This is a genomic window from Listeria immobilis, assembly GCF_014322765.1.
Taxonomy (GTDB): Bacteria; Bacillota; Bacilli; order Lactobacillales; family Listeriaceae; genus Listeria; species Listeria immobilis.
On sequence record NZ_JAASTZ010000003.1, the window covers coordinates 141,703 to 154,479 of the forward strand.

The 12,777-nt window shown below is 36.0% G+C and carries 12 protein-coding genes and 1 riboswitch; of the genes, 1 reads left to right on the top strand and 11 read right to left on the bottom strand.

Annotated features, from left to right (window positions below):
- Window positions 1-6: 6 nt before the first annotated feature.
- From der to HCJ50_RS03135, 7 genes are all read right to left on the bottom strand, one after another.
- Window positions 7-1,317 (bottom strand): ribosome biogenesis GTPase Der, encoded by a 1,311-nt coding sequence (gene der, locus HCJ50_RS03105; protein WP_185345293.1) that lies wholly within the window; start codon window positions 1,315-1,317, stop codon window positions 7-9.
- 143 nt (window positions 1,318-1,460) lie between these two features.
- On the bottom strand, window positions 1,461-2,606 hold the full coding sequence (gene rpsA / locus HCJ50_RS03110) for a 30S ribosomal protein S1 (RefSeq protein ID WP_185345294.1): 1,146 nt from the start codon (window positions 2,604-2,606) through the stop codon (window positions 1,461-1,463).
- 361 nt (window positions 2,607-2,967) lie between these two features.
- Window positions 2,968-3,642 carry a (d)CMP kinase gene (gene cmk / locus HCJ50_RS03115; RefSeq protein ID WP_185345296.1) on the bottom strand — a complete coding sequence of 225 codons (675 nt, stop codon included), beginning with the start codon at window positions 3,640-3,642 and terminating at the stop codon, window positions 2,968-2,970.
- Window positions 3,643-3,657: 15 nt separating this feature from the next.
- Complete coding sequence (locus HCJ50_RS03120) at window positions 3,658-4,620, bottom strand: asparaginase (RefSeq protein WP_185345298.1); 963 nt, start codon at window positions 4,618-4,620, stop codon at window positions 3,658-3,660.
- Window positions 4,621-4,702: 82 nt separating this feature from the next.
- Entirely contained in the window at window positions 4,703-5,422 is a 720-nt protein-coding gene (locus HCJ50_RS03125; protein ID WP_185345300.1) for a LysM peptidoglycan-binding domain-containing protein, read from the bottom strand.
- A 320-nt stretch (window positions 5,423-5,742) separates the two neighbouring features.
- On the bottom strand, window positions 5,743-7,149 hold the full coding sequence (locus tag HCJ50_RS03130) for a RecQ family ATP-dependent DNA helicase (protein ID WP_185345302.1): 1,407 nt from the start codon (window positions 7,147-7,149) through the stop codon (window positions 5,743-5,745).
- Window positions 7,146-8,153, bottom strand: a complete 1,008-nt coding sequence (locus HCJ50_RS03135) for a helix-turn-helix domain-containing protein (protein WP_185345304.1) — start codon at window positions 8,151-8,153, stop codon at window positions 7,146-7,148. The genes HCJ50_RS03130 and HCJ50_RS03135 overlap by 4 nt, the downstream gene beginning before the upstream one ends.
- Before the next feature lie 151 nt (window positions 8,154-8,304).
- Here HCJ50_RS03135 and HCJ50_RS03140 point away from each other — a divergent pair, with 151 nt between their 5' ends.
- A complete protein-coding gene (locus HCJ50_RS03140) occupies window positions 8,305-8,529 on the top strand; it encodes a ferredoxin (protein ID WP_185345306.1) in 225 nt (74 codons plus the stop codon).
- Between the two features lie 40 nt (window positions 8,530-8,569).
- Here HCJ50_RS03140 and HCJ50_RS03145 read toward each other — a convergent pair whose 3' ends face one another.
- From HCJ50_RS03145 to HCJ50_RS03160, 4 genes are all read right to left on the bottom strand, one after another.
- A complete protein-coding gene (locus tag HCJ50_RS03145) occupies window positions 8,570-9,181 on the bottom strand; it encodes an ECF transporter S component (protein ID WP_185345308.1) in 612 nt (203 codons plus the stop codon).
- A 190-nt stretch (window positions 9,182-9,371) separates the two neighbouring features.
- Window positions 9,372-9,494, bottom strand: a riboswitch (FMN riboswitch).
- 91 nt (window positions 9,495-9,585) lie between these two features.
- On the bottom strand, window positions 9,586-10,104 hold the full coding sequence (locus HCJ50_RS03150; RefSeq protein WP_185345310.1) for an acyl-CoA thioesterase: 519 nt from the start codon (window positions 10,102-10,104) through the stop codon (window positions 9,586-9,588).
- Window positions 10,105-10,123: 19 nt separating this feature from the next.
- Complete coding sequence (locus tag HCJ50_RS03155) at window positions 10,124-11,911, bottom strand: ATP-binding protein (RefSeq protein ID WP_185345312.1); 1,788 nt, start codon at window positions 11,909-11,911, stop codon at window positions 10,124-10,126.
- Window positions 11,912-12,004: 93 nt separating this feature from the next.
- A complete protein-coding gene (locus tag HCJ50_RS03160; protein ID WP_185345321.1) occupies window positions 12,005-12,721 on the bottom strand; it encodes a response regulator transcription factor in 717 nt (238 codons plus the stop codon).
- Between the last annotated feature and the right edge of the window lie 56 nt (window positions 12,722-12,777).

Below are 12,777 nucleotides of genomic sequence, written 5' to 3' on the forward strand. Positions count from 1 at the left end.
AAAACTTTACTTACGCTTACGAGCAATTACTCGTATTGGCGTACCATCAAATGGAAATGCGTCTCTTATTCGATTTTCTAAGAATCGTTCATAAGAGAAATGCATTAATTCTGGGTCATTAACAAATACAACAAAGGTTGGTGGTTTCACAGCCACTTGTGTCGTATAGAAAATCTTAAGTCGTTTCCCTTTATCCATTGGTGACGGGTTCATAGCAACCGCATCGCTAATAACATCATTTAGCATACTTGATTGTACACGTAACGAATGATTATCACTTACTTGGTTGATAAGTGGGAATAAGTTATTTAAGCGTTGTTTTGTTTTAGCAGATACAAAGACAATTGGTGCATAGCTTAAGAATTGGAACTGCTCCCGAATATCTTCTGTCCACACATTAATTGTTTTTTCATCCTTATTAATTGCATCCCATTTATTCACGACGATAATGATCGCACGTCCAGCATCATGTGCATATCCAGCAATTCGCTTATCTTGCTCACGAATACCTTCTTCCGCGTTGATAACGACAAGAACAACATCAGAACGTTCAATTGCTCTCATTGCACGTAAAACACTATATTTTTCTGTGCTTTCATACACTTTCCCGCGTTTTCTCATTCCGGCTGTATCAATCATTACATAATCTTGTCCATCAAATGTGTAAGTGGTATCAATTGCATCGCGTGTTGTTCCTGCAATGTCCGAAACAATAACACGATCCTCCCCAAGAAGTGCATTTAGGATAGATGATTTACCAACATTTGGTCGACCAATCAAGCTAAATTTCACTGTATCATCAGGATATTCTTCCTCTTCTTCTTTTGGAAAATGAGCGCGAACAGCATCTAGCATATCGCCAAGCCCAAGTCCATGAGAACCGGAAATTGGATACGGTTCTCCAAATCCAAGAGAATAAAAGTCATAGATTTGGTCACGCATTTCTGGATTATCTACTTTATTAATCGCTAAAACAATTGGTTTATTAGACCGGTAAAGAATTTTTGCTACTTGTTCGTCCGCATCAGTTACACCTTCACGACCATTAGTAATAAAAATAATTACGTCTGCTTCATCAATTGCAATTTCTGCTTGAGCGCGAATTTGTTCTAAAAATGGTTCATCGGAAAGATCAATTCCACCTGTATCAATAATGTTAAATTCTTTGCCGAGCCATTCCGCAGAGTTATATATGCGGTCACGTGTCACACCAGGAACATCTTCCACAATGGAAACACGTTCACCAACGATTCTGTTAAAAATAGTCGATTTGCCGACGTTTGGACGTCCGACAATCGCTACAACTGGTTTTGCCATTATTTCACCTTCTTTTTTCTCGAATCCTATTTATCAAACTTTCTTTAGTTTATCAGTAAAACACCATACTGGCAATGAAAAGTTCCATTTCAAAAAGAAAAAGAGCCTATGGGAACATTCTCCCTAGGCTCTGTTAGCTTTGATTATTTATCGTCGTTTTTTAGACCTTTTAATTTGTCACCAATTAAATCGCTCATTTGGAATCCAGTACTTTCTTCTGGAAGTTCATAATCAGCTTCTTCTACAGGTGCATCTTGTAAGTCTTTAATGCTTAGAGATAAACGCTTATCTGCTTCGTTTACTTCTAGTACTTTTACTTCGATAGTTTGCCCTTCAGAAAGTACTTCTTGTGGAGTCCCAATATGTTGATGAGAGATTTGCGAAATATGAACCAAACCTTCTACTCCTGGGAAAATTTCCACAAACGCACCAAAAGTGACTAAACGAACCACTTTACCTTCTAAAACAGAACCAACTGGTGCTTTTTCAGCAATACCATCCCAAGGTCCCGGTAGATTGGCTTTAATAGAAAGTGAGATACGCTCATTTTCAGGATCAATACCAATTACTTTCACAGTAACTTTTTGCCCTTCTTCTAACACTTCTTGTGGGGTTGCAATATGTTGATAAGAAATTTGCGAAATATGAACTAAACCATCTACACCGCCAATATCAACAAATGCACCAAAGTTAGCCAATCGTTGAACAGTGCCCTCGATTACATCGCCTTCTTTGATTTCATGTAATAAAGCTTGTTTTTGGCTTGCTTTTTCATTTTCGACAACAGCACGGTGACTTAAAATCACGCGGTTATTTTCTGGTTCGAATTCTACCACTTTGAAAGTTAAAGTGGTTCCTTTATAATCTGCAAAGTCTTCTACAAAATGGTCTTCTACTAATGAAGCTGGAACAAATGCACGAACACCTAAGTCCACTACTAAGCCACCTTTTACAACGTCGCTTACTACTGCTTCAAATACTTCACCAGACTCAAATTTCGCTTTAATATCATCAGATGCTTTTTCTGCATCCACTTTTCTTTTGGATAATACTAGAACGTCATCTTCTACTTTTGTAACAATTAAATCTAGTGTGTCGCCTACGCTTACAACGTCAGAAGCTGTCTCCACATGTATATTGGAAAGTTCACTTATTGGAACGACACCATCAAGTTTACTATCAGGAATCCCGACATAAACTTGTTTATCTTCCACACTCGTAACCGTGCCAGTGACTTTGTCTCCTTCTTCAAAATTTCTAACTTCCACATCAAATAAATCTTCAGACATGAGTAGCCCTCCATTCGTTAGTCGAATTTTTAGAACTTCCTAGTTTAAAAGCAACCTATTTTGCTCACTCCATCTGCTTGACTAGTTTCCCAGATAGGTAAATTTTCCGATTAAAAAAAGAAAAATAGCAAATACACCTTTAGTCAAACTGATTTTCCAGCTAGAAAATCCTTGCAAGATACTTTTCACAAAGTAAAAAATCTCTCTTATAACATCCTACAAATCCAGACATTTGTCAAGCTCTTTTCAAATGCGAAATTCACCATAATAGCTTACAAACGCTTATTTTGTTTAGACTTTCACGGTTAAATTAAAAAACTGCTACATTTCCATTTTGTTAGGAAAATGTAGCAGTTTTTATTTAATCATTGATTTTTTGTTCTGCTAAAAAGAGGATTTTGTTAGCTACGTCATCAATAGACATGGAAGTTGTATCCACTTCCACTGCATCTTCTGCTTTTTTTAGTGGCGAATGTTCTCTTGTATAATCTAAATGATCGCGTTCTTCTATTTCTTTTTTTAGTTGATTTAAATCTCCTGCAAAGCCTTTTGCTGCATTTTCTTTAAAGCGGCGTTCAGCTCTTTCTTCTACACTTGCTAATAGGAAGATTTTTAGTTCTGCATTTGGAAGTACCGCAGTTCCAATATCACGTCCGTCCATTACAATGCCGCCTTCTTTTGCAAATCCTTGTTGCCTTTCCTGCAAAGCTTCTCGAACAGTAGGGTGAGCTGCAACGATAGATACATGATTAGTCACTTCTAAAGAACGAATCACTTCTGTTACGTTTTCTTCATTTATAAATACTTGCTGCACTTCTCCAGGTTCGAACCTAATAACGGTTTTCGCTAGTAGTTCTGCAATAGCTTTTTCGTTTTTATAATCCATTTTGTTTTTATACGCCATATAAGTAACAGCACGATACATAGCTCCCGTATCAATATAGACAAAACGTAATTTTTTTGCGACTATTTTTGCTACTGTACTTTTCCCTGCTGCTGCTGGTCCGTCAATTGCAATACAAATTTTCTTTGTCATAAAATATAACTCCCTTTATCTGAAATTAGTTTGATTTATCTCTTCTTGAGATGCTAAAAGTACCATTAACTTCATACGAGCTTTTTTGCTATCGTAATCTTTACCAAGAATGACACCACGATTATATAAATCAAATGTGCTTCCTTCATAATCATAAGTAGTGTATACATTCCCTTCTTCAGCACTTGTTGTGATGACAACTGGAATCCCTTTGTCTAGCGCCCGAATAATTGCTGGCATCATTTTTGGAGCTACTTGTCCACGTCCAACTCCTTCTAAAACAATACCTGCTACCCCACTATCTATTGCTGCATCCACAAACAAACCATCTGCTCCCATGTAACACTTAATTACAACGACTTCGGGAAGATCTAAGCGAATATCAAAACATTCATGTTCTAAAGGTTTTTGATATAAGAAAACTTGATCATTATCAATAATTCCTAAATATCCAAAACCAAATGCGCTAAAACCTTGAATATTTGATGCATGCACTTTCTTTACATATCTTGCAGCAAAAATCCGTTCATTAAAAACAACGACTGTACCAGCTTGCCGCAAATTCGCTTCACATGCTGTATAAATGGCATGGCGAATATTAATATAAGCATCCGTACCCGGCTCTTCTGGCGCTCTTTGCGAACCAGTAACAACTACTGGTCTTGTATCCGTTACAGCAAGGTCAAGAAAATATGCAGTTTCTTCTAATGAGTCTGTCCCATGAGTAACAACAATTCCATCATATGTTTCGTCCATAAAAATAGATTCGATTAGCTGTTTTAAACTAATTAAATCTGAAAGCGAAATATGCATGGATGGTAATTGAAAAGTAGAGTAAATATCTATTTGAATTTCTGTAGGCAATTTACATAATGCGGCTAGTTCTTCTCCAGATAATTCTCCAGATGCTAGTTTGCCCGATTCCGTTTTCTTACTCGCAATTGTACCACCTGTAGTAATTAGTGCAACTCTTGCCATTATTTATTCCCCCTACATTTTTCCACTTAGACAAACAAATGAGTCTCGGAAGCGTTTCCCAGACCCATTCAGTGTTGTCTTATTATTGCGGAATTGTTAGAACTGTCCCAACTGGAACATCATTACTTCCAAGTCCATTAGCTTGTTTGATTTTATCTACACCCGCGGCAGCTCCTGCACTACCATATGCAGAACGAGCGATACCATATAGTGTTTCTCCTGCTTGAACGGTGTGTGATTCACTGGCAGCTTTTTGTTTTGCTTCTTCATCTGCTTTTTTCTTAGCGGCTTCTGCAGCAGCTTTTTCTTCTGCGGCTTTTTCCTCAGCTGCTTTTTGATCGGCAGCTTCTTGTGCTTTTTTTGCCTCTTCTGCCTTTTTAGCTGCCTCTGCTTCTTCAGCTTTTTTTGCTTCAGCAGCTTTTTCTTCTGCAGCTTTCTTTTTTTCCGCGGCTTTTTCGGCTGCAGCTTTTTCTTCTGCAGCTTTTTTCGCTTTTGCTTTTTCTTCTTTTGCTTCGGTATTGTTAGATACATTAACAGTTGATTCTGTTTCGGTTTTTACTTCATTTGATCCCATATTTTGAACAGTAACAAATACAATCACGATTACGATTGGTATAAGTAGAAAAAATACAATTAATAAATTCAATAGTGGATATCTAAAAATCGTTTTCTTTTTACCTCGTCTGCTATCAGAACGGGATAACATTGGCGGTTCATTATTAAATTCATCTTGCCCTTCTGAACTCATATCGTAATCAGCCGGTTCTTCAAATTCCCGCTTATCTTTTCGTTTTTTTGCCACTCAAAGTTCCTCCTTTAGTGCTATCTAAAATTATCCTATGCACTATTATTGGCACAGAGAAGTGTTACATATGCTATTAAAAATGAAATGCCTTTGAAATAATTATACCCATAAATGTAACATACAACAACACTTAAACCGCTTTTTTACTAAAAAAAGCTATTTTAATTTTAAATTCAGGCCTAAAATGCACAGTCTCTATCTATTTCATATAGATTACTGAACAAAATAATAACAATTTTTTTGCTATTAAACAAGCCCTTTTTTAGCAAAAAATCTAAATTTGGATTCTTATTTGTCAAATTTCGTAACTTTTAAGATTATTGTAGTAAGTATGTTAGATAACTTTCCCATGTGGGTAGTTCTTTTCGCTGTATATTTTCGTTTTTTTCATAGTCAATTATCCCGGCACCATCGATATCACAGCAGTTTAGCGGTCTTTCTTCCAGCAAAGGTTCCTCATCAAAATAGCGCATTATATAATTCCGACGACATTCCTCTGTATGCACATAACCAATGAAATGTTGTAAATTAGCTCGTTTCCATTTTTTTCGATAATCAATTTTGGCTGTTAACTCTTTTGTGGTTAAGCCACTTTTTTGATAGTATTCAATAAACCGCTGCTCTGAATCTGGTAATGTTTTAAGTTGCTCTTTGGATAAATGAATAAAACTGGCATCTGGTAAGTCTTGATCTGCCAACTGCATTTGAATAAATTCATCTCCAATTGCATAAAGTAAAATACCGATGCTGTTGTTTGAATCACGACCGGCTCGGCCAATTTCTTGTAAATATGCTTCCAAATCAGCAGGCATATGGTAGTGAATAACGAAGCGAATATCTGCTTTATCTATCCCCATTCCAAAGGCACTAGTCGCACAAATAATATCTAACTGACCATTAACGAATTGTTGCTGAATCACTATTCTATCTTCCGTTTCCATATCACCATGATAATATGCAACTTGTAAACCAGTTAATTCATTTAATTCGCGAGCAGTACTTTCTGCTAATTTTTTACTTGAAAAATAAATAATACCCGGTGTTTGGAGTTTTGAAACTAGTTCATACAAGCGTTCTTTCTTTAATTTTTGGTTAGCGAATTTTTCTACTTGTAAAGAAATATTAGGTCGATTTACTGAATATATAATTTGTTCACAGTCTGTTAAATGCAGTTGTTCCAATATATCTGCTCGAACTTTTTTGGTAGCCGTTGCAGTAAGCACCATAGAAACAGGAAAATTAGCTTCTTGAATAAATTGACCAAGCATTAAATAATCCGGGCGAAAATCATGTCCCCATTGAGAAATACAATGTGCTTCATCAATGACAAAAAGACTCATTTTTTGTTGTAAAAGAACTTTTTTCACTTCACTGCTATTTAGCATTTCTGGTGATAAAAACAAAAATTTGTACAAATGAATATTAGCAAGAATTTGATTTTTATCCGCTCGTTTTAAAAAACTATTTAGTGCAGCAACTCGCTTTTCACCGTGAGCACGCATTCGCTCCATTTGATCTTGCATTAACGAAAGAAGTGGTGACACAATTAGCACGAGTCCTTCCATTAAGTGTCCTGCCAATTGGTAACAAACGGTTTTCCCAGTTCCAGTCGGCAGCATGGCAAAACTATTTTTTCCAGCTAAGGCCGTTTCAATTACTTCTTTTTGACCTGGACGGAATTGTTCAAACCCAAGATATGCTTTTAATTCTTTTTCTAGGTTCATTCTATTCCACCCCTACTTACCACAGCTAGCCGAATTTGATAATAATCTAATTCTGGAAATGCTGCTTTTATTTCACGCAATAAATGCCAATCACTGCTGTTAATTGCTTTTATTAACTCCTCATTTGGCAAACATGGTACATTGGCATTTTTTTGTGTAGCTCTAATTTCGACAAAGTGGTCTTGGATGGTGCTTGTTTTTAAGTTGCGAATTTTTTCGATAGTTTCTATATCCGCTCCATTTTCCCACAAAGATAAGGTTTGTACTGCTGAAGTGGTTAAAGCTGTTAATTCTGATGGTATTAAACTGCGCAAAATAGTCCATTCATCTGCTTGTTGTTTTATTACAGCGAATAAACGATGAAGCTCGTGCAACATTTCAAAATAGACATTCCACTTCGGTTGATTATAGTTCGTAGCTATTTGTTCTGTTGTATAACCCATAAGTTCTCTTCCCGAAAAACGCTCAACTAAAAATTCCGGTCTTGTTACTTCTAATTCTTTAAACCATCTAATAAGTTCCCTATATAAACTATCCGCTAACGTAGCTTGATTTTGTTTGGAAAGCCAGTTTTTTATGAATTGTTGAATTTTTTTATCTCGAATAACTGGTAAATAGTAGTTTAGTTTATGTTGTTTATTACTAACTACTTGAACCGCCAGTCGTAAATTTGCAAAGAAATCAAATACTAGCCTTTGAAAAGCAAAACCTTGAAACCTTGGATACACTGTTTCAAACGTTGAAGTTATTTCTTCTTGAACTATATAGCCGTTTTCCGTAGCTAAAATAGTACCTTCTTTAGTTAATTTTGTTAATCGTGCTTCTAAAAAGGTTGCTTTTAGATTGGGGACTAGTCCAAATAAATGTTGCATTTGAAAAAGATGCGTATCTTGAACTGCTTGGCCAGTTCTTCGCCCCACCAAAATTGTATGTAAAAACGGCATTTTTCTTGGTGTAACAGATTTTTTTAAAATAGTTATAATGTATAAGTCAAGCATATCCAAGCTTTCCACCACCTTTTTTGTATGCTTATCATACCACAGAAACACTTGTTCGGCACTGGTTTTCACTAAAAAAACTTTATAAAAATATGATACAATAGAAAAAGAAAAAATCTAGCTTCAAATAGTCGTTTTAGAAAGGAAGCGGAAAATATTGAAATATTGTCGTGTTGAAAAAGACACTTGTATTGCTTGTGGAGCTTGCTCGATTCATGCACCTGACGTATTTGATTATGATACGGAAGGACTGGCTTTTAATATGCTTGATGATAATTCTGGTACTAAACAAATTCCCGAAGATTTAATCGAAATGGTTATTGATGCCGAATTTGCTTGTCCTTCACTTTCCATTAAACTTTCAGATAAACCTTTTCACTAAAAAACCGTGAGCCCCCCAGGACTCACGGTTTTTATTTATTTTAATGGCTAGCTTCTTGTTGTCTCTTTTCGAATTTGCGCCGCTCTTTTGCAGTTTGGTTTTTAGCAATCCATTTTTTCATTCGTGAATAAAGCAATAAGAATACCGCACTAACAATAACCCCTTTAAGTAGGTTGAATGGCACGATAGCATAAGTAATTAACCATGCAATATCTGTATTCGCCGGAAGACCTCCGAGTTTTATATAAAATGGTAGTAATACAAAATAATTAAATACAGTCATAGCAAGCGTCATTAGCACTGTCCCTACAGCGGTTGAAAGAACCATTCCTTTCGTTGTGCGGAACCAGTGAAATAGATAATAAATTGGCAATACATAAAATATCCCTGAAATAAAATTAGCTAACTCTCCAACTGGAACACCTACTGGGCTACCAGAAACGATGTATAGCAGCACATTTTTTATTAATTCTACTAAAATTACAGCTAATGGACCAAATAAAAGGCCGCCAAGTAATGCTGGAATATCACTAAAATCAAGCTTTAAAAATGGTGCGCTTGGTAGTAACGGAAATTGGAGCATCATTAGTATAAATGCTAATGTTCCAAGTACCGCCACACTTACAAAAACCTTCATTGAATAATTCTTCATTGTCATTTCTCCTTGATGTTCATCAAAAGAAGCGAGTGACATCGCTTAACGAACGCAACCCAAGCAAATAAAAAAACCCAACTAAAAAAAGTTGAGGGAGAGTTTGTGAATTAATATACAAGTGGTAGATACTTAAATAAGCATCACAGCTTGCTAACACATGCTCGTGAAGACAAACGAAAAGGTCTGCCAACATCTTCTCCCATCCAGACTATACTGTCGGTCCTGGAATTACACCAGAGTCAACTGCTATAAAAGCAGATCGTGGACTTTTACCACCGGTCGGGAATTACACCCTGCCCCGAAGATGAACGAATATTTTCTTACAAATTTTATTTTACCATGAATATAATTTTTCGCAAGTTTTTTTGTAACTTTTTTCACGTAAACGCTTTCTCAGTTTTTTACCATGGAATATTGGTCGATAAAGACTCTGCTAGTGATTTATTTTCTTTTAAGCGGATTTTACGTGCAATACTTCTTGCTTCGGCTCCAGCATGAATTCTCTTTTGCTCATCAGTTTCTGGTTCAACAAGGGGAACTTGAACTGTTTTACCATCTTCCCCAAGCGCAACAAAAGTTAAAAAAGAAGTTGCTGCTAAGTAGCGCTCTCCGGTTTTTAAATTTTCAGCGATGATTTTCACAAAAATTTCCATTGAACTTCTACCAGTAGAGGCAACATAAGATTCTAAACAAACAGAATGGTCATTTTTAATTGGTTTTAAAAAGTCCACTGAGTCTGTTGATGCTGTCACTATTTCCGTCCGACAATGACGTGATGCACTAATCGATGCAGTATCATCAATATAAGTCATTAACCGTCCACCAAATAAAGTATTATGATTATTTGTGTCCGAGGGAAATACTCGACTTGTTTTAATTACTAGAGATTCTTTACAAAATTTTGTTTGTCTTTTGTCCATTTTTTTCGCTCCATTCTATTTATCCAAGTGGTAAAGTAATAATAAAATCAGAACCTTTACCTAGCTGACTTTTAACAGAAATTTTTCCGCCATGTGCTTCCACAATGTTTTTAACAATCGCAAGTCCAATACCTGTACCAACAGCTTTTCCTCGTTTTCTTGCTTTATCCGCTTTATAGAAACGTTCAAACAAGTATGGGATGTCCTCTTCGGCAATTCCGCTACCATTATCGGAGACTGTTAAAATTAATTTATTTTGAGTTGCATCAATGGATTGTTTTAAAATAACTCTACCAGCATATCCTTCTTTTCCAGTATGGCGAATGGCGTTCATAATTAAATTTATTAACACTTGCTCCATTCGGTCTGGATCAAAGGAATATTCTAACTCTGGTGTTTCTAATTCCAAGCCTAATTCGACAAAGTTCTCTTTTGCTAAAACGTCGAAATTAGCCATAACTTTTTCTAAAAGTGGCGCAAGTGGTAGCTTTTGATTATCCATTTGGTTAAATCCTGCTTCCATTCGTGCTAAGTCTAGCATATCATTGACTAAACGACCAATACGAAGCGATTCATCATAAATAATCTGCGCAAACTCTCGCACTTCTTCATCTGATTGAGCAACTCCGTCAATAATCGCTTCACTGTATCCTTGCAACATGGAAATCGGCGTTCGTAATTCATGAGAGACATTATTAACAAAATCACTCTTCATTTTTTCTAGTTGTTTTTCTTCTGTCATATCACGAATAACAGCTACAACACTTCGAACATGTTCGCCAGTATAAAGTAGCGTTAAAATGGCTACATACGTCCGATCGGCAAATGTGATTTCACCAACTTGGGATTCCTTCGCTTCAAGTGTATCGTCCAATAAATTATCTAGCGCAACCGGTATCAGTACTTTTCCAGAGTTTTCTGGTGAAAAAAACCAATTATGCAGAAATTCTTCTGCTGGCGGATTGCTTAAAACAATTGTTTTATCAATACTGAATTTAATAACTCCATCTGCCATCCCAACTAAAATATTCGATAGCTGTTCTTTTTCTTGCCGAAGGGCGCTAACATTGTATTTTAGCTGCTTAGCCATATCATTAAAAGCTACACCAAGTTCGCCTATTTCATCATGAGTGTATGTCGGTACACGATTATCAAAGTTACCCTTGGAAACAGCAATAGCAATTTTTTTCATTTCTCGAAGCGGGAAAGCCATTCTTGATGAGAATACAAACGATAAGATGGATGTAATAAATACTGCAATAATCCCTGATACTATCAGTGTGGTCATCGTTTTTTTATTTACTTGCAAAATAGTACTGTACGATTGGTAAACATAAACAACCCCAGAATCTCCATTATCTAAAACAAATTTTTGCGCAGAAATTTCCACTGGCATTGCATGACTATCCGCTTTAAAATTATACTTCATTGTAACAATATTTTCTTTTTCTAATGCCTTATCTAATGTTTTATCATGTATTAATTTATCTGCCGAGGTGGAGGAAACATAATCTGGTGATTGTAGTTGATAGACATTTTTACCATCCTGCTCAATAATGACACCTAATGTATTATCTAATAAAGTAAGCGGTGAATCATTTTTATTTTGAGTCGAAATTACTGCATCATGTTCTTTCATTACTTTAATAATACTCGTAGTCGTATCTTCCAACACTTTGGTAATTTGGGTAATATTATTTTTTTCATAAATCATCGCAACTAAAAAACCAGAAATAACTAAAATACCAATTAAAAGCAAAATAATGGTACTCCAAATTTTACCAACAATACTATTCCATATTTTCATCCATCTCACCTCGCTTCCCACAAAAAAACAACGGAACAAAGCACGTGCGGCATAACACTTGCCGATTTAACGTCTTTGTCCGCTATCATAAGTTTATTCTTCTGGAACCTCGAATTTATATCCTAAACCCCAAACAGTGACTATCATTCTTGCTGCGTCTTCAGATACATCATGTAATTTTTCTCGAAGTCTTTTCACATGGGTATCAATCGTACGCAAATCGCCAAAGAATTCATAACGCCATACCTCTTTTAAAAGTGATTCTCGGTCAAATACCTTGTCTGGTGATTTAGCTAAATAATAAAGTAAATCATATTCTTTTGGCGTTAAACCGATTTCTTTTCCATCAACAATAACACGATGGGCTTCATTATCAATTTTCAAATGAGGGAAGGTAATAATATCTCCTGGAGTTCCGCCTGCGCCTTCTTCAGAGTTTTGTTTTGCACGACGAAGAACTGCTTTTACCCGTAGTACTACTTCTCTTGGGCTAAAAGGTTTGACAATATAATCATCTGCACCAACTTCAAAACCCTGTACTCGGTTCGCCTCTTCTCCTTTAGCTGTTAACATAACAACTGGTGTCGCTTTATATTCTCTTAATTCACGACATACTTCAATTCCATCTTTACCTGGCATCATTAAATCAAGTAGGATTACTTCATAATTATTGTTCAGTGCCATGTCAAGTGCCTGATCCCCATCACTAGCCTCTTCAATACGATAGTTCTCTCGTTCGAGATACATCTTAAGAAGTCGGCGAATCCGATCCTCATCATCCACAACGAGCACTCTAACTTGTTCACTCATAAGTATTCATCCCCTAACTCTCATTTACATACAGAATTAATTAATATAACTAATTG